Annotated in this window: 16 protein-coding genes and 4 pseudogenes; 13 read left to right on the top strand and 7 right to left on the bottom strand. The window is 63.4% G+C overall.

The annotated features are described in order from the left end of the window. Nucleotides 1-98: 98 nt before the first annotated feature. Nucleotides 99-608 (top strand): annotated as a pseudogene (locus OKW28_RS26890) (transposase); the annotation flags it as partial. A 28-nt stretch (nucleotides 609-636) separates the two neighbouring features. Here the strand turns inward: OKW28_RS26890 and OKW28_RS26885 are convergent. The 5 genes and pseudogenes from OKW28_RS26885 to OKW28_RS26865 form a co-directional block, all read right to left on the bottom strand. Then, nucleotides 637-1,680: pseudogene (locus tag OKW28_RS26885) on the bottom strand (IS256 family transposase); the annotation flags it as partial. Between the two features lie 70 nt (nucleotides 1,681-1,750). Continuing rightward, nucleotides 1,751-1,906 carry a hypothetical protein gene (locus OKW28_RS26880; RefSeq protein ID WP_429450260.1) on the bottom strand — a complete coding sequence of 52 codons (156 nt, stop codon included), beginning with the start codon at nucleotides 1,904-1,906 and terminating at the stop codon, nucleotides 1,751-1,753. A gap of 611 nt (nucleotides 1,907-2,517) precedes the next feature. Further along, the gene (locus OKW28_RS26875; protein ID WP_429450258.1) at nucleotides 2,518-3,363 is read right to left on the bottom strand and encodes a hypothetical protein; all 846 of its coding nucleotides are present in this window, start codon (nucleotides 3,361-3,363) and stop codon (nucleotides 2,518-2,520) included. 311 nt (nucleotides 3,364-3,674) lie between these two features. After that, nucleotides 3,675-4,100: a PRC-barrel domain-containing protein gene (locus OKW28_RS26870; RefSeq protein ID WP_429450257.1), complete on the bottom strand. Its 426-nt coding sequence runs from the start codon at nucleotides 4,098-4,100 to the stop codon at nucleotides 3,675-3,677. Nucleotides 4,101-4,635: 535 nt separating this feature from the next. Beyond that, nucleotides 4,636-4,926 (bottom strand): annotated as a pseudogene (locus tag OKW28_RS26865) (IS30 family transposase); the annotation flags it as partial. Between the two features lie 9 nt (nucleotides 4,927-4,935). Here OKW28_RS26865 and OKW28_RS26860 point away from each other — a divergent pair. From OKW28_RS26860 to OKW28_RS26805, 12 genes and pseudogenes are all read left to right on the top strand, one after another. Beyond that, nucleotides 4,936-5,589, top strand: coding sequence for a LysR substrate-binding domain-containing protein (locus tag OKW28_RS26860; RefSeq protein ID WP_429450256.1), 654 nt, complete (start codon nucleotides 4,936-4,938; stop codon nucleotides 5,587-5,589). A gap of 120 nt (nucleotides 5,590-5,709) precedes the next feature. Further along, the gene (locus OKW28_RS26855; RefSeq protein WP_429450254.1) at nucleotides 5,710-6,309 is read left to right on the top strand and encodes a 2'-5' RNA ligase family protein; all 600 of its coding nucleotides are present in this window, start codon (nucleotides 5,710-5,712) and stop codon (nucleotides 6,307-6,309) included. A gap of 507 nt (nucleotides 6,310-6,816) precedes the next feature. Then, nucleotides 6,817-7,215, top strand: a complete 399-nt coding sequence (locus tag OKW28_RS26850) for a DnaJ family domain-containing protein (protein ID WP_429450252.1) — start codon at nucleotides 6,817-6,819, stop codon at nucleotides 7,213-7,215. Further along, nucleotides 7,212-7,940: a tRNA adenosine(34) deaminase TadA gene (tadA, locus tag OKW28_RS26845; protein ID WP_429450250.1), complete on the top strand. Its 729-nt coding sequence runs from the start codon at nucleotides 7,212-7,214 to the stop codon at nucleotides 7,938-7,940. The genes OKW28_RS26850 and tadA overlap by 4 nt, the downstream gene beginning before the upstream one ends. A gap of 26 nt (nucleotides 7,941-7,966) precedes the next feature. Continuing rightward, the gene (gene ldcA / locus OKW28_RS26840; protein ID WP_429450248.1) at nucleotides 7,967-8,893 is read left to right on the top strand and encodes a muramoyltetrapeptide carboxypeptidase; all 927 of its coding nucleotides are present in this window, start codon (nucleotides 7,967-7,969) and stop codon (nucleotides 8,891-8,893) included. A 318-nt stretch (nucleotides 8,894-9,211) separates the two neighbouring features. Continuing rightward, complete coding sequence (locus tag OKW28_RS26835; RefSeq protein ID WP_184049203.1) at nucleotides 9,212-9,925, top strand: GntR family transcriptional regulator; 714 nt, start codon at nucleotides 9,212-9,214, stop codon at nucleotides 9,923-9,925. A 367-nt stretch (nucleotides 9,926-10,292) separates the two neighbouring features. Next, complete coding sequence (locus OKW28_RS26830; protein ID WP_429450246.1) at nucleotides 10,293-11,774, top strand: NCS1 family nucleobase:cation symporter-1; 1,482 nt, start codon at nucleotides 10,293-10,295, stop codon at nucleotides 11,772-11,774. 48 nt (nucleotides 11,775-11,822) lie between these two features. Beyond that, nucleotides 11,823-12,605 (top strand): aspartate/glutamate racemase family protein, encoded by a 783-nt coding sequence (locus OKW28_RS26825; RefSeq protein WP_187618415.1) that lies wholly within the window; start codon nucleotides 11,823-11,825, stop codon nucleotides 12,603-12,605. 194 nt (nucleotides 12,606-12,799) lie between these two features. Further along, nucleotides 12,800-13,750, top strand: coding sequence for an allantoinase PuuE (puuE, locus tag OKW28_RS26820; protein WP_429450245.1), 951 nt, complete (start codon nucleotides 12,800-12,802; stop codon nucleotides 13,748-13,750). Beyond that, nucleotides 13,747-14,268, top strand: coding sequence for a 2-oxo-4-hydroxy-4-carboxy-5-ureidoimidazoline decarboxylase (gene uraD / locus OKW28_RS26815; protein WP_429450243.1), 522 nt, complete (start codon nucleotides 13,747-13,749; stop codon nucleotides 14,266-14,268). The genes puuE and uraD overlap by 4 nt, the downstream gene beginning before the upstream one ends. A gap of 139 nt (nucleotides 14,269-14,407) precedes the next feature. Beyond that, nucleotides 14,408-15,348 (top strand): annotated as a pseudogene (alc, locus tag OKW28_RS26810) (allantoicase). Continuing rightward, a complete protein-coding gene (locus tag OKW28_RS26805) occupies nucleotides 15,345-15,857 on the top strand; it encodes an ureidoglycolate lyase (RefSeq protein ID WP_429450241.1) in 513 nt (170 codons plus the stop codon). Before alc ends, OKW28_RS26805 begins: the two are co-directional and overlap by 4 nt. A gap of 95 nt (nucleotides 15,858-15,952) precedes the next feature. Here OKW28_RS26805 and OKW28_RS26800 read toward each other — a convergent pair whose 3' ends face one another. Together OKW28_RS26800 and OKW28_RS26795 are read right to left on the bottom strand one after the other, a co-directional pair. Then, entirely contained in the window at nucleotides 15,953-17,299 is a 1,347-nt protein-coding gene (locus OKW28_RS26800; protein ID WP_429450239.1) for a type II toxin-antitoxin system HipA family toxin, read from the bottom strand. Further along, nucleotides 17,296-17,562: a helix-turn-helix domain-containing protein gene (locus OKW28_RS26795; RefSeq protein WP_090800516.1), complete on the bottom strand. Its 267-nt coding sequence runs from the start codon at nucleotides 17,560-17,562 to the stop codon at nucleotides 17,296-17,298. Before OKW28_RS26795 ends, OKW28_RS26800 begins: the two co-directional genes overlap by 4 nt. Nucleotides 17,563-17,671: the final 109 nt, after the last annotated feature.

Below are 17,671 nucleotides of genomic sequence, written 5' to 3'. Positions count from 1 at the left end.
TCAATCGCACAGTCGCGAGCGACTTATGGGTAATCCTGAGGGGAAACCCGGGGCGGTTCACTATTGGTCAGCTTGACCTTGCCCCTGTTTCGAGAATCCTCAGCTATTTCGGACTCAACCCCTGCGTCTATCAGACCGGTGCGCAACCCGCCAGGCACGGCCGTATCAGCAAGCGGGGACGCTCCTATGCGCGTGCGATGCTCGTTGAAGCAGCATGGTCGGCGGCGCAGTCAGCCGGACCGCTACGCGCATTCTTCCTGCACATCCGGGATCGGCGCGGCCAGCAGATTGCCGCTGTCGCGACAGCACGCAAGATCGCCGTTATGGTGTGGTACGTCCTCACACGCAATGAGGCCTTCGCGTGGGACCGGCCGGCGCTCACCACGCGCAAGAACCGCTCACTCGAACTGCGGGCCGGCATGCCTGCGCGCCGCGGCGGCCCGAAAGGCAGTGCAGCAGCCTACAATCTGAAGAGCGTGCGTGACCAGGAACGGGCGATGGCCGAGCAGGCCGAGCGGGCGTATCACCGGCTGTTCTCCCGCTGGAAACAGGCTCGGCCTGGCAACAAGGCCGCCTCAACGCAATGGCCGCCGAGGCAGACGTCATGAAGCTCAAAAAATATCGATCTTGAGGCTTGTCAATTTCATCCGTCGTGCGCAAATGCTGCCAGTGCTCGGCCGGGAAGTCGTAAAACGCCAGCAGGCTCTCCCGGTCCTTCTTCAACGTCTCTGTTGCCTTCGGATATTTCGCCGCGTAGACCGCCACGAAATGATCAAACGGCGGTGTACGCGTCGGTGCGCGTGGCGGCCATCCAGATTGCCTGCAGAACTGCTTTGGCTTTGCCTTGCTGTGACTTCGGCAGGGCGTTCAGGACGTTGCCCATCTTGTGGAACCAGCAGCGCTGGCCGCGCGTGGCGGGAAACACCTCCTCCAGTGCGGTCCAGAAACCCATTGCGCCGTCGCCGACTGCGAGCAACGGACCGGCCTGCAGGCCACGCGATTTCAGATCGAGCAGCAGTTCCTGCCACGACGCCTTCGACTCGCGATACCCGTCGCCGATCGCCACACGCTCCTTGCGCCCATCCGGCCTCACGCCGATGATCACCAGCAGGCATTGACCCTCCGAGTTCTCGCTGCGCAGCCCGGTGTGAATGCCATCGACCCACCAGTACACGTAGCGCGACTTCGACAGATCACGTCGGCTCCAGTTGAAATGCTCATCGGCCCATTGCGCCTTCAGACGACTTACCACGTTCGCCGACAGGCCTTTGGCGTCCTCGCCCAGCAGCACACTCAGCGCCTCGCTCATGTCGCCGGTCGAAATGCCTTTCAGATACAGCCACGGCAGCGCCGCACTCACGCGCGGCGATTTCCGCACATACGGCGGCACGATCGATGAATTGAACTTCACGCCTGAGCCTGAGCGATCGCGAACCTTCGGCACCTTCACCGGAATCGGACCGGCCGCTGTCAACACCTCGCGCTCCGGCAGATAGCCGTTGCGCACCACGGCACGCTGGCCGTGCAAGGTCTTGATGTTCTCGAATCGCTCCAGCAGCGCCGACAGCTCCGCTTCAATTGCTTGCTGGATCACTGCCGCGCGCCCTGGCGCACGAGATCGTCCAGGCCAAGACCGACTTCCGATAGACCAACGACTTCTTTTTCCGTAAACTTGCTCATGGTGGATGGTTTGATGTTTGCTGGTTTCCGACTTCGACAATCAGATTCTCAGCTGAAACCTCCACCGCCTTCAATCCTCCGCCTCAACTCCCCCGTACACCACTTTCGACTTTTGCTCATTGGCAAACCAGCTCACAAATCGCTCCCGCGGGATCGCTTTACGTACTACGATGCGTTCGGCGCTATCGACCGCATGAGTCTGCATCACGTTCTTCGCCAGATCCACGCCAACTCGAGTAATCCTGTTGATGACTTCCCCCTTCCCGGAAGGTTGTAACACCAGCCATGATGGCACCAGACGGTGTCGATCCTGCAATCGGGGAGGTCCTTACCAATTCGTTGAGGAACCCAACGTCGGCGCTGCAAAACGTTCGTCGAACAGGTCCTATCGGCCAACTCCCGCCATTCGACCTTAGGTGCAGGAAGACATTCGAATGTCGGTACCACCCAAAAAAACAGCCTCTCAGTCTGGGGAAGATCGGCGCCGCTTCTCGGCCTTATGCGAAAGGGTGAGCCGACCACGATGAGACGGAGGGCTGCCCGCACAAGAAAAGCCCGCAAGGGATCGCAGGCTGTGGGACAGTCATTCGCGGTTGCGGGCTGTACGAATGGCGCTGGTAACTATAGATCTCGTGGCGCGCACGCTCTTCATTTGGGGCTGACCGAGTCGCACGCACTCTGTACGACGCCGTCATACGCACGGCTCGAATGATCAGCGACGCGGTAACTCACCACCTTTTCATTGCGGATGAAAACTTCGGTAAGCAGGGTGCCAACATAGCCGTTGTAACTGCTACGGTTCTGATCGGGACTGGATTGCAGTGGCCCGGTCAGCCCCTAAAAGCCAGGAGGGCGCGGCAAGGGTAGGCCGGGTGGGGGGGGTGGCAGGGATGGCGGGGACGACAGGGACGGAGGGGACGGCGGGGACGGAGGGGACGGAGGGGACGGAGGCGACGGCGGGGAAGGAAGCTTTGGCAACCCACCTACGGGCGGCTTTAGCATACTGATAACGGATTTGAGCTTCTGGGCGATGGCCTCGGTGACCGCCTTTTTCGCTTCGTCCGCGAGCGCCTCGCACACGGCACGGATGATCTCGGGCGGAGCGGCGCCGTTTGTGGTCGCGCCGATATTGGCGAGATGCAGCGGAGGCAGCGGTACCGTAAGCGGGCCTCCGGGCAGGTGAATGTCAAGTGAGAGCGCGCCGCCCATGACGGTGAGGTCGCGGATGATGACCTTGCGCGCGTTGCTGCCGGCCTGGATGGCGGCCGGGGTGGCGGAATAGGCTTGGGCTTTGTTCTTGATGGTCTCCAGGTTGCTGGTGGCGGTGGGACTTTGCGCCTCGTAAGTAATCTGCGGTGCGATGACTGTGGCGGAATCAACAATGACAGGGCCGCCGCCGAGAAGTGAGCCGCTCTCCACATGCAAGGCGATATGGTCCACCACTACGGCGTAGGGCGAAGAGAAACCAGTGGGGTTGCCCACGGTAAGTCCATCAAGCGCGCCCACGCCGGTTAAGGGCGAGAATTCGACGCTACCCACGAGCACCTGCGTCTGGGTCGCAAGCGCGCCTTCCGTCTCGATGGCGGACTTGATGGATGGTTCGAACCGGGCGAGCAGGGTCCACAGCGCAATAGCGGCGACGGCGAGCAGGGTGGCAACGGCAAGTCCGAGGGCTTTTTGCATGGTGTTGGGTGATCCATGAAAGGCGGTGGCCCGTCCAGACGCGCGGCCGTGTTAATCAGCAGTCGCCAATATTGACTACAGAAGTGGCTTGGAAATGGAAAAATGGGAAGGCGGTCTGAAGGGGCTTTGTTCGGATGGGGCTACTCTGCAATACCCCCATCCGAGCAGCGCGGGGGCAAGGTGTTGAGTGCGCAGCGTAAGGGGGAATGAAGGGGCAAGCGGTTGCGCGCGAAGCTCGAGTCCGGCGATAGGTCGTTGCCGACTGACCTTGCCAGCCGCAACGACCTCAGCTTAGGACTGTTGAAAACAGGTCACTCTGCCTGAACCTTCTTCGGCTTAGGCGGCGATTGCACCTTCGCGTACTGGAACTCAGGCGTTGCCTTCAGGGCGTCCTTGGTGGCGCCCGGCAGATATAGATTGCCGCCGCGCACGTCGAGTGCGGCGATGGGCACCGCTACGTCATGCGTGGCGACGCCGAGGAAGCCGCCTGTAGCGACGATGGCCGCCGACACGGAGCCGTCCGGCGCCACGATCAGATCTTTGACCGCGCCGATTTTTTCGTTCTGGTCGTTGTAGACCGATTTGCCCAGCACGCTCTTCTTGACGCTCCATCCCTGCAAAAGCGCCTGGGACTGCTGGATAGTGACGCTCAGAGTCTGTGTGCCGGCGACCTGTGCGTGCGCATCGATACATGCTGCAAGTGCCACTGCTACCAATACTGCCTTGTGCAAAGCCATATCGTTCACTCCATGGTTAGATTCGGTTTCTGGCACGTTCTTCGGCCCCCGGGGGCGACGCCGGCCAATGTCCCTTCGCTACCGCGGGCAATGTCCCAATGCCAGTTAAAGGTTGGGACGGCGGGAGTCGCATAGGTTAGTGAAACACCGGCCCGGCGCGGCCGAGAGCCTGTATGCCAGATCGTTGGGCGCCAGTTTATCCACTTGCTGTCGGCTTACAAGCCCCGTGGCGCCAACTCATAGTTCCCGTTTTTGCAACCTTGACGGCCTACCGTGCGACAGAACCAACGACGCTTAAGCAAGTCGAGCAGCCGCCCCAGACCGTGTACCACCCATTGCTAGCGCAATGCGATCGTTGTCACAACTGGCTGCCAATGGACGAAGCCCGTGTTTCGGAACGCCGGCAAGTATTCGATGTGCCCCCGACAGCCTGTGATGGGATCGAGCACCTGTCCCCCGTCCGATTGACGATGAACTGCTACCTGTAGACCATGCCTGACGAACTTACGTGTATGACCGACGTAAGTTGGCGGATTCAACCGGTCGATGCAATAGTTCGATGGAATCGTTCAGCCGGTGTCTCGTAATCCAGGGTCTTTCGTGGTCGCTCGTTCAGCCGTCGTGCCACGGCGTTGAGTTTGGCCTGTGAGTAGACCGACAGGTCGATGCCTTTCGGAAAGTACTGTCTTAACAGGCCGTTGGTATTTTCATTCGAGCCGCGTTGCCAGGGGTGTTTGGGATCGCAGAAATACACGGCAATGTCGGTGGCAATGGTGAACCGTTTGTGGTCCGCCATCTCTGTTCCCCGATCCCACGTAAGCGGTTTCAGTCGAGCGTGAAGGAGCTGGCCGGGCGTGAGCGCGGTCGACTGCGCTTCGCGGCAACGCCGTCGATCGCGGCGGCGATCGTGCCGAAACTGCTCGCCGAATATCGCGCGCTGTACCCGAACATCGAGGTCTCGGTCGACGACGCCGCGCCCGATCGCCTGACCGCGTCGACGCTGACGGGCGACGTCGAGTTCGGCATCGGCACGATCAGCGAGCGCCCCGAGGGCATCACGCTGCAATGCCTCGCGCGCGACAACTTGTGCGCGGTCTGCCGCAAGGATCCGGCACTCGCGAAAAAGCGGCGTGTGAGCTGGAAGGATGCGCTGCAGTATCCGTGGATCGGCATCAAGTCGACGAGCGGCATCCGCGAGTTGATCGACGAAACGTTGTTCACGCTCGGCATGCGCAAGGCGGTCGAGTACGAAGTGTCCTATATGACGACCGGGCTTTCGATGGTGCAGGCCGGTCTCGGCATCGCGATTTTTGCGGGCATTCTGCTCGGGTCGTTTCCACATCGCGATCTGGTCGCGCGCAGGCTCGAAGCGCCGCTCGTCACACGCGACGTGAATCTGATCCGACGCGCCGAGCATTCGCTGTCGCCGGCGGCCGAGTCGTTTATCGAGCTTTGGTACAAACGCATCGGCAAGCCGGCCGATCTGTAGCGCGTCGCAGTTGCACACGGCCTGTCGTACTGTATGAATATACAGTATCATGACTGCAATGGGCCGCTTGTGCGGCGGTGTGCGGATCGACGGAAAGAATCAGCGAAGGAACGAGGCGCGATGCCTGAACAACTGTGGTTGCCCGGGCTCGAGGCGCCGTCCCCGCCCACCGACGGGCTCTTTTTCGCGGTCTATCCCGATGCCAATACCGCGGCTGGTATCGCGAAGTTCGCGCAGCAGCTTTGTGTGGAGGCACGCGGGCGCAGCGGCGTGCGCGGCAAACCGCTCGCGGCGAACCGCTTGCACGTCACGCTCAGGCATCTCGGCAATTTCGCGGGCGGCTTGCCGGCGGATGTGGTCGAGGCGGCGAAACGGGCGGCCGCGGCGGTCAGCATGGCGCCGTTTACGGTCGAATTTGACGCGGTCGCCAGCTTCGCGAAAAGGCCGCGGCTCGGGCCGGCGGTGCTGGTGGGCGAGCACGGTGTGGACGGACTGCAGGCGCTTCACGATGCGCTCGAAGCGGGCTTGCGCGACGACGGCATCGAGCCCGACGCACGTTTTACGCCGCACGTGACGCTGGCGTACGGGATGCAGTGGATCGAGCGCCGTACGGCCGAGGCGGCGTGCTGGAATGTGCGCGAGTTTGCGCTGATGCACAGCCTGCTGGGACGGACCAGACATATCGTCCTCGCGCGTTGGCCGTTGGTGGCGCCGAGCTGAGGGAGGGGCGTAGGCCACCTCGGTAAGGAATTCGCGGCTGTTTCGCGAGGCGCCGGCTAGAACCGCACGCTCGTCCCGCAGCCCCCGGCATAGGCGCCGCCGCTCGCCGCGGCGCCACCGCAAAAAACGCCGCAGCCGGAAAGCAGCACGGCCGCGGTAATCGCCGCCAGCGCGCTACGCACGCCGATCCGCCGAGACGCTTGCCGGCCCCCTCGCACTGGCTGCGCGGCGCAGATCGGACGCGGTTCCGCGATGGGAAGAGCACTGGGACGGCCGATCGGTTTGAATGGCATGGCGGCATCAAATTCGACGAGAGACAACCTCTGCGTGCCGCGACGGTTAAGCGCCGCGCGCATTGTGCGACTTGATGACTTACTCTAAGTCCACGCTGAAGCACCGTCAAATGCCGGGTTGCCGGCAAATCGGCGCCTTTATGCCGTCAAGTGAGCACGGAGCGCCCATGCGCTCCCTGATAGAATGCTCGGGCCGCAACGTTGTGGATTGCAGATGAAATTGCTTGATGCGCTTGTCGAACAGCGTATTGCCGCCGCCGCGCGCGGAGAGTTCGACGACTTGCCGGGAGCGGGCGCGCCGCTAGCCCTCGACGACGATGCGTTGGTGCCGGAAGAGGTGCGCGTCGCCAACCGGATTCTGAAAAATGCGGGCTTCGTGCCGCCCGCCGTCGAGCAGCTTCGCGCGTTGCGCGATCTGCAAACGGAGCTGAATGCCGTGAGCGATCAGGCGACCCGTTGCCGTCTTCAGGCGCGCATGCTCGCGCTCGATATGGCTCTCGAATCGCTGCGCGGCGGCCCGATGGTCCTGCCGCGCGAATATTGCCGCCGCATCGCGGAGCGTCTCTCTGAGCGCGTGGGCAATGTCGATGTAGCCGCCGCGGGTTCGCAGTGAACGAGCCGCTCCCGTGTGCCGCCTCGATCGGCTCTTCTGCGCAAGCCGAGGCCGGTGAGAAATCCGTTGGCGCTTGCATCGGCGCGGTCTTCGCACCGGCGGCTGATCACCCGATGGCCGCTGCCACCATCCCTCCCGGAAATTCCGACGCTGCCATCATTTCCGAACGCGACCTGCGCTTCATGACGCTCGCTCAGGCCGCCGCCGAAGAAGCGCGCGCAGCCGGCGAAGTACCGGTCGGCGCGGTGCTCGTGCGCGGCGACGAAGTCATCGCCACGGGCTTCAATCATCCGATCGGCGCGCATGACCCGTCCGCGCACGCCGAAATGGTCGCGCTGCGCGCAGCCGCGCAGTCGCTCCAAAACTACCGTCTGCCGGGTTGCGAACTCTATGTGACGCTCGAGCCTTGCCTGATGTGCGCCGGCGCGATCATGCACGCGCGCATCGCCCGTGTCGTGTTCGGCGCGCGCGATCCAAAAACCGGCGCGTGCGGCAGCGTCGTCGATGCGTTCGCGAATCCTCGGTTGAACCATCACACGACGGTCAGCGGCGGCGTCCTCGAAGCCGAATGTGGTGCCGCGCTCAGGTCGTTTTTTGCCGAGCGGCGTCGGACGAGTCGCGCAGCCCGCGCGGCGGCGCGCGGCGAAACGGCTGAAGCGGCTGAAGCGGCCGTGGACACCGCCACACCCTCCAGCAGCGAACCGCCCCCAACCACGCCGCTCTAAAACAACAACGCCCAACGGGTCTCGCCATGACCGCATCTCGCACCATCGAACTGATTGCGCCATCCGGCTATCCGCATGATCCGGAGGTGCTGCATCGCGCGCTGCATCGGCTGCGTGCGCAGGGGCATCGAGTCGACGGCGAGGAGGCCGCGAAGCGCCGCTACCAGCGCTTCGCGGGCACCGACGGCGAGCGCGCGGCCGATCTGAACCGGCTCGCCGATCCATCGCGTGAGCTGCCCGATGTCGTGTTGGCCGTGCGCGGCGGCTACGGCGCGATGCGGATTCTGCACGGTCTCGACTACGAGGGGCTGCAGCGGCGGCTCGCCGATCAGCCGATAGCGCTGGTCGGTCACAGCGACTTCACCGCGATCCAACTGGCGCTGCTCGCGCGCGCCGGCTTGAAGACCTTCGGCGGCCCGATGCTGATGAGTGATTTCGGCGCCGAGCAGGTCAGCGAATTCACGATGCGGCATTTCTGGTCGGCGTTGACGCAGCCGACCATCACGGTCGCGAGCGACACGCCGCAAGCGCAGAGCGTCGACGTAACGGGCACGCTGTGGGGCGGCAATCTGGCGGTGGTGGCGTCGCTTGTCGGCACGCCGTACATGCCGCCGGTGCAGGGCGGCATCCTGTTCGTCGAGGACGTCAACGAGCAGCCGTTCCGCATCGAGCGGATGATCTATCAACTGCATCTGTCCGGCATCCTCGCGCAACAGAAGGCGCTCGTGCTCGGTGATTTCTCGGGCGGCAAGCCGTACGACTACGACAACGGCTACGACCTGCACGCGATGGTCGAGCAAGTGCGCTCGCTGATCGGCATTCCTGTCGTGACGGGGCTGCAGTTCGGGCACGTTCATAACATGGTGACGCTGCCGGTCGGCGCGGACGCGCATCTGGTCGCTAATGCGCATGGCTTCAGGCTGACGGCGTCGGGCTATCCGAGTATTGGCTGAAGCCGTCGTGGGCGGGGCGGAGGCGGGCGGATCGCCCGCTTTTTTTGCGTCAGTAACGCAACTAACTGTCAGTATCTCCACACTCACCACCTCCCACACCCATCGCCAATGTTTGCAGTTTTTGTTGACAAAAACTGGTTGCCAATACTCGTCTTGGCATCATCAAAACCAGGTAAGATTCCCGCCAGACAGCCGCGCAGCTTGGGTCACAGCCTTCCGCTGACGCAGCGTAGCACGAAAACTGTCGAAAATAGACGCAAAAATTGTTGACAATATTTGCGTCCGTCCTATGATGACCAACATACCGAGACGCCAATCATGTCCGACACCGAATCCGTCGCGAACAGTTCGAAGCCCGAAGCAATCGCCGAGCGCATCCGCGCGGCGATCCTCGAGCATCGGCTGGCACCCGGCGCGAAGCTCACCGAAGCTCAGCTATGCGAAGTATTCGGTGTGAAGCGCGGCCCCATCCGCCAGGCGCTATCGCAGCTGGCGAGTGAGCGCCTCGTCGATCTCGAGCCGAATCGTGGCGCGTTCGTCGCGAGTCCGTCGTTGCAGGAGGTGCACGAGGTGTTCGAAATGCGCCGCATCATCGAGCTGGCCGTCGTCGAAAAGATCTGTAGCGGACACGGCATGCGGCGTCTGAAGAACATCGGCGGCATGATCGGGCGGGAACGCAAGGCATTCGAAACGCGGGATTTTCCGGCATGGATCCGCTTGTCGGGCGAGTTTCATACGGAGCTCGCGAACCTGACCGGCAACTCAGTGTTGTGCGATTGCCTGAACGGGCTGGTCGCGCGTTCCACGCTGATTTCCGCGCTGTACGAATCGCTCGGACGCAGCCCGTGCTCGTTCGAGGACCACGAAGCGATTCTCGCCGCGCTCGACGCCGGCGATGCGAAGCAGGCGGCCGCGCTGATGTCGCGCCATCTGCAAAGCGTCGAGTTGAAGATGCTGGATCGCCCCGCGCGCGGGGCAGCGGATCTGCATGAAGTATTCGGCGCGCTTGCGTCGAAAGAAGCATCCACCTAGACAGCCGAAGCCGACTCCACCCCAGGCTGAGGCAAGCAGCAGGCGAGCGCCCGTTCGTGGTGCGCGCCGCACTGAATTGAACTGAACCGATAGATGCACGGCCAGGCGGCCTCGCGTGAGCGCCGCCGGCCTGAACACGCACGTCCGTCGCGAGACGACGGACGTCGGGTAGCGACGCATCGCCGGAAAGCCGCGGCGGCTGGCGATGCGACAACCACAAGTACGTCAGTACGGAGACACGCGCGGCACGGTCCGGGACCACGACGCCGACTTCTTCGACCCACGCGGGACGAGAAGCGAGCAACTGGCATGGCCGATGCAATGTCCGTCGATGCTCTTTCGACGGTCCCTATCCAAAGGAGGAATCATGGCTCAGTTCAGTGCAGCGCCAGGCAGTCACCCCATCTCCAACTATCCGGACGGCACGGCTCAAACGGATCCGTCGATGCCGGCCGGCTACAGCGAGCGGCTCTACAACGAGGACCTCGCGCCGCTGCGCGCGCAGAACTGGAACGCGTACAACATCTTCGCGTTCTGGATGTCGGACGTGCATAGCGTGGGTGGCTATGTATTCGCGGGGAGTCTGTTCGCGCTCGGCCTGACGAGCTGGCAGGTGCTGGTGTCGCTGCTGATCGGCATCACGCTCGTGAACGTGCTGTGCAACCTGATCGCGAAGCCGAGCCAGCTGAACGGCGTGCCGTATCCGGTCGCGTGCCGCGCGACCTTCGGCGTGCTCGGCGCGAATGTCCCCGCAGTGATCCGCGGCCTGATCGCGGTCGCGTGGTACGGCATCCAGACCTATCTCGCGTCGAGCGCGCTCGTGATCGTCGTGCTGAAGTTCGTGCCGCAACTGTTGCCGTATGCGGATGTGCATCGGCATGGCCTGCTCGGTCTGTCGACGCTCGGCTGGGCGGGCTTCATGGTGCTGTGGGTACTGCAGGCGCTGGTGTTCTGGCACGGCATGGAGACCATCAAGAAGTTCATCGACTTCGCCGGGCCAGCCGTCTACGTCGTGATGTTCATTCTCGCCGGCTACATGGTGTATCGCGCGGGTTGGCGCAACATCGGCATCAACCTCGGCGGCGTCAAATATCACGGCATGGAAGTGGTACCGGTGATGATCACGGCGATCTCGCTGGTGGTGTCGTACTTCTCCGGACCGATGCTGAATTTCGGTGACTTCTCGCGCTACGGCAGGAGCTTTCGCAGCGTCAAGCGCGGCAACTTCTGGGGCCTGCCGGTCAACTTCCTCGCGTTCTCGCTCGTCACGGTGATCACGACCGCGGCCACGCTGCCGGTGTTCGGCGAACTGATCACGGACCCGGTCGAGACGGTGGGCCGCATCGACTATCCGATGGCCGTGATTCTCGGCGCGCTGACCTTCACGATCGCGACGATCGGCATCAACATCGTCGCGAACTTCGTGTCGCCGGCCTTCGACTTCTCGAACATTGCACCGCGTCTGATCAGCTGGCGCGCGGGCGGCATGCTCGCGGCGGTGGCGTCGGTGTTCATCACGCCGTGGAACCTGTTCAACAATCCGGCCGTGATCCACTACACGCTCGACGTGCTCGGCAGCTTCATCGGACCTTTGTACGGCGTCCTGATCGTCGACTTCTACCTCGTGAAGCGTCAGAAGATCGTGCTCGACGATCTGTACACGGTCGCGCCGAGCGGCTCGTACTGGTATCGCAACGGCGTCAACTATCGCGCGGTGGCCGCGTTGCTGCCGGCCGCGCTGATCGCGGTGATCTGCGTGATGGTGCCGGGGCTCGACGGCTTCGCGAATTTCTCGTGGTTCATCGGCGCGGGACTCGGCGCGCTGTTTTACCGGATGCTCGCACGCTGAGTTTCGCGGGCTTTCGCCGCTGCAATAGCGAGTCGAACAGGAGTCGCCATGCGTATCAAACTGATCAATCCGAACACGACGCGCCGCATGACCGAGGCGATGGGGCGCTGCGCGCGCGACGTCGCCGCGCCCGGCACCGAAGTGATCGCCGTCAATCCGACGATGGGGCCGCCGTCGATCGAGGGCTATTACGACGAAGCGCTCGCCACGCCCGGTCTGCTCGCCGAAGTCGCGGCCGGCGAACTGGACGGCTGCGACGGCTACGTGATCGCGTGCTTCGGCGACCCCGGTCTCTATGCGGCCCGCGAGTTGGCGCGCGGCCCGGTGATCGGGATCGCCGAGGCGGCGATGCACGCGGCGAGCGTGCTCGCGCCGGGCTTTTCGGTCGTGACGACGCTCGCGCGCACCTGCGGCATGGCCTGGCATCTGGCCGAGCGCTACGGCATGAAGCGGTTCTGCCGCAACGTGCGTGCGACCGACGTCGCCGTGCTCGATCTCGACAAGCCGGGCTCGGCGGCGCGCCGCATCATCCTCGACGAATGCCGGCGCGCGCTCGCCGAGGACGGCTCGGACGCGATCGTGCTCGGCTGCGCGGGCATGGCCGAACTGTGCGCGGAGATCGAGGATGCGCTCGGCGCGCCGGTGATCGAAGGCGTGACGGCGGCCGTCAAATGGACCGAGGCGCTGGTGACGCTGCGTCTCGCGACGGCCAAGCGCGGCGACTACGCGCGGCCGCTCGCGAAGCGCTACGACGGCGCGCTCGCGTCGTTCAGCCCCGGTCCGCTGCGGGTAAACGCCGAGTCGGCGGACTCGCACATACACTCGCTGTAACACGCACTATCTGCCCGGCTGTATGGGCGCACCGGGGTGTTTTCGCTACACTGGGTCAACTCGGCGCTGCGGTTTCGGTAGGCGCTGAAGCCGCCTGTTGCGTGGCTACACGTGTGAACCCCGCACCGTTGTCGAGGGGTTTCGAACCGCGTTCACGCGCATTCCTGGTCCCGTCACTACGCATCCGTCAAACCATGCCACTCGACCCGAACTACCCGCGCGATCTGATCGGCTACGGCCGCCACCCGGTGCATCCGAACTGGCCGGGGCGAGCGCGCGTTGCGGTGCAATTCGTCCTCAATTACGAAGAGGGCGGCGAAAACTGCGTGCTGCACGGCGATCCCGGTTCCGAGCAGTTCCTGTCGGAGATCGTGGGCGCAGCGGCGTATCCGGCGCGGCACATGAGCATGGAGTCGATCTACGAATACGGCTCGCGCGCGGGCGTGTGGCGCATCCTGCGCGAATTCGAAAGGCGCGATCTGCCGCTGACGGTGTTCGGCGTCGGCATGGCGATCGAACGGCATCCGGAAGTTGCGCGGGCGTTCGTCGAACTCGGACATGAGATCGCGTGCCATGGCTATCGCTGGATTCACTATCAGGACATGTCGCCGGAGCAGGAAGCGCAGCACATGCGCCTCGGCATGGAGGCGATCGAGCGCGTGACCGGCGTGCGGCCGCTCGGCTGGTACACCGGCCGCGACAGTCCGAACACCCATCGGCTGGTCGCCGAATATGGCGGCTTCCTGTACGACTCCGATTACTACGGCGACGACCTGCCGTTCTGGATGGACGTCGAGGTGGCGGGCGGCAAGACCGTGCCGCAACTGATCGTGCCGTACACGCTCGACACCAACGACATGCGCTTCGCCACCCCGCAAGGCTTCAACACCGCGGACCACTTCTTCACCTACCTGCGCGACGCATTCGACGTGCTGTACGAAGAGGGCGACGAAGTGCCGAAGATGCTGTCGATCGGCATGCACTGCCGGCTGCTCGGGCGGCCGGGGCGTTTCCGGGCGCTGCAGTGCTTTCTCGACCACATCGAACAGCACGATCGCGTGTGGGTGTCGCGGCGCGTCGATATCGCGCGGCACTGGCACGAAACTCATCCTTACCAGCAAGACAACCGCGAGGCTGCGGCATGAAGGCGATGCAATACACCCTGGACCAACTCAACAGGATCTCGACCGACGCGTTCGTCGCGGCACTGTCGGGCGTCTTCGAGCACTCGCCGTGGGTCGCGGAGATCGCGGCGCGGGAGCGGCCGTTCGCGAGCATCGACGAGTTGCATCGCAGGATGTCGCAGATCGTCGAAACGTCTGGCGAGGACAAGCAGCTCGCGCTGATCAACGCGCACCCGGAGCTGGCCGGGAAGGCCGCGGTGCGCGGCGAGCTGACCGCCGAGTCGACGCGCGAGCAAAGCGGCGCGGGTCTCGCGCAATGCACGCAGGAAGAGTTCGACAAGCTGCATGCGCTCAATCACGCGTATCGCGAGAAATTCGGTTTTCCGTTCATTCTCGCGGTGCGCGGCTACGACCGCCACGGCATCATCGCGGACTTCGAATCGCGCGTGAACAACAGCCGCGCCGACGAACTGCGCGCGAGCCTCGATCAGATCTATCGCATTGCACGTTTGCGGCTCGACGACCTGATCGGCGTGTGACGCGCACTGCGTCACGCAGCGAGCCGTAACGTTTTTCCCGCACCAATCGATCTCAAGGACGACAAAGATGGCACTTCCGATTCTCGACCCCAACGCACCGGAATTCACGCGCCGTTACGTGAACCTGGCGGACCCGCGTCTGGGCGCGCAGGCGCTCGAGGCTAGCGACGAATTCTTCGCGCCGAAGGACCGCATGCTGAATCCGGAACCGGCCGTCTTCATTCCGGGCAAGTACGACGACAACGGCAAGTGGATGGACGGCTGGGAAACGCGCCGCAAGCGCACGACCGGCTACGACTGGTGCATCGTCAAGCTCGCGCGGCCCGGCGTGATCAAGGGACTCGACCTCGACACGAGCCACTTCACCGGCAACTTCCCGCCGGCGGCGTCGGTGGAAGCGGCGCGCGTTGTGGATGGCGAGCCGAATCAGGCGACGCAATGGACCGAGATCGTGCCGTCGACCACGTTGCAGGGCAATAGCCACCACTACCTCGAAGTCGGCCACGCGAGCGCGTACACGCATCTGCGCGTGAACATCTATCCGGACGGCGGCATCGCGCGTCTGCGTGTTTACGGTCAGCCGCAGGTCGACTGGGCCGGCGCGAGCCGCACCGAGCAGTTCGATCTCGCGGCGATGGAAAACGGCGCGTATCTGGTCGGCGCGAACAACCAGCACTTCGGCGCGGCCTCGACGCTGCTGATGCCGGGTCGCGGCGTGAATATGGGCGACGGCTGGGAAACGCGTCGTCGTCGCGAGCCGGGCAACGACTGGGCGATCATCGCGCTCGCGCAGCCGGGCGTGATCCGCAAGATCGAAGTCGACACCGCGCACTTCAAGGGCAATTATCCGGATCGCTGCTCGATCCAGGCCGCGTACGTGAAGGGCGGGGGACCGACAGCTCGCTCGTCACGCAGGCGATGTTCTGGCCGGTGCTGCTCGGCGAACAGAAATTGCAGATGGACAAGCAGCATTTCTTCGAGAGCGAGATCGCGGCGCTCGGGCCCGTTACGCATGTGCGCTTCAACATCTATCCGGACGGCGGCGTGTCGCGTCTGCGTCTGTGGGGTACGCTCGAATGAAAACGCTCGCCATCGAACCGCTGACGAAAGAGGCGTTCACCGCATTCGGCGACGTGATCGAACTCGATGGCGCGAAGCAGATTCCGATCAACCTCGGCACGACGATCCGCTATCACGACCTCGCGAAGGTCGACGTGGCCGACGAGCACGGCCGCACACTGGTCAATCTGTTTCGTGGCCAGCCGCGCACGCTGCCGTTCGAAGTGAAGATGCTCGAGCGTCATCCGCTTGGCAGCCAGGCGTTCGTGCCGCTCAACGACAAGCCGTATCTGGTCGTCGTCGCGCCCGCGGGCGAACTCGACACGAAGAAGATCCGCGCGTTCGTCACCACTGGCTGGCAGGGCGTCAACTACGCGAAAGGCGTGTGGCACCATCCGCTGATCGCATTGGGCGAGACGAGCGACTTTATCGTCGTCGATCGTGGCGGCGAGGGGCTCAATCTGAGCGAGCAGGATCTGGCGGAGTCGCTGTGGCTCACGGAAGATGCGCTGAGCGCGGTGGCGGTTTGATGGCGATGCAGCTGCCGGGTCGCCGGCAGCGTTGTGGTTAGAAGAACAGGCCCGCGACGTGCGTTACGTCGTGGGCTTTTTTGCATGGATGGCGATCACTTGCGCCTGCCAAGCAGCGGCGAATGCCCAATGACTTCCCTTGACCGCTCGGGCGGCTCCGGCGCCGAAAATCCCGCTGCTTCGATGGCCGGCTTGAGCCCCCTGAATTGCAGGCTTTTCTTCGGCGAGCGCAGCGATGTCATGCCGTCGTCCCATGCATGCAGCATCTGCTTGGCGACCGCACGCCACTGCGGTTCGTTGCGCGCTGCTTCGATCAACTCGTGGCCGACGTCGACAGCGGAGTCGCACAGCGCTTCAACCATCTGCGCATATTGCCGCGGGGCGATGCCCATGCGCGTGTTGAAAAATCGTTCCAGCGTTTTACCCGCTGCCCAGGTTTTGCGGCCGTCAACAGGCAGCCCGGGCGGATTGGCTGCGAAGCGCGGATAAGCCTGGGTCGTCACGACATCGTAGACGGGCGTGAACGCGACATCGTCGATCGAGGTATAGAACAGTGCGACGTTCTTGGTGTGGCAGTCCGCATTGCGCACGACGTAGTTCGTCAGCAAATGCCAGCCGAGCTGCTGGAGTTGCATCCGCATGGTGTCGCGATCGAGCAGATACGCTCTTGCCGCGTTGAGCATTTTCTCGCTCGTCGAATTGTATTTTTCGTGCGGCGGCAAGCCGAGCAGACCGCACAAGTCTTCGACGCCATACGCCGGCAGTCCCTGCGCGTCGACATCGAAGCGCTCGACGACGAGCGCCCTGCCATCGTCCGACATCCGCGTGCGCGCAACGGGCGCCACTCCCAGCCGCTCCAGCACCCGCATCGAATGGAACTCGTTGAAACCGAGAAAGGGCGTGTTGTCGTCCGAACCTTTGACGATGTGACGGCTCGTTCGAATCGTCGGCTTACCGAGCTGCAACGGTGTCGATGCGGCAGACTGCGCCTCCGGCGCGATGAACTTCGGCACGACGCCCGAAATGGCCGCGCGCGCGTATTCACGTACGAGTTGCGCGAAATGTTCGGCGGTGTTGTCGCCGTGCAGGATGTGCTGGACGTCGAGCGCCTGGAGTTCGGTGCCTGGCGCCACGCCTTCGGGCGTCACGGTGACCCGGCCGATCCCCATCGAGCCCACGACGGCGAGCAGTGACAGATCGGTTCCGTCGAGCAAGGGCCCGAATTGCTCGCGGATCAGATTCAGCAGATAGCCTTCGGGCAGGTTCTGCCGGAAAAACGGATGCAGGTCGCGTGGCCAGCGCCAAGGCTCTTCGCGCACCGGCATCGTCAGGCTGACGAAGTCGGCCGCGCTCGCATCGCCGTGATATTTGAGGACATAGTCGTCGCGCTCGCGAAACAGCGTGGCAACGTTCTTGCCTAGCACCTGAACGTCGAGCTTCATGGCTGCGCGTCCGGGCTGCGCTGTTCAGCGAGGATGTCTTCCAGCGTGCGGCCATGTCCATGCGCGACGAACTTGAGGTCGTAACCGGCAACCTCGAGCAGGCGCACGAGCACGGACACGCTCATATCGTTCCTGGCGAGCGTTTCCATCCGCGCGACGGTCGTGCGGGCCACGCCCGCGCGGCGCCCAAGTTCTTCCTGCGATAGTTTGCTGTCGCGTCGCACGGCTTTCAGCATGTCCGAGACATCGGCGAGGGTGGTCATTTGTAGCCTCAGGGCGTCAAATTCAACGTATTTGACATTTATTGTAGCCCAAGAGACACAACAAGGTTATTCGTATTTGTGTCTCTAGGGCTACATTTTATGTATCTTT

This window comes from Paraburkholderia sp. 40 (assembly GCF_050434105.1).
Taxonomy (GTDB): Bacteria; Pseudomonadota; Gammaproteobacteria; order Burkholderiales; family Burkholderiaceae; genus Paraburkholderia; species Paraburkholderia tuberum.
The sequence above is the reverse complement of the archived record's forward strand: the minus strand, read 5'-3'. Positions and strand labels throughout refer to the sequence as shown.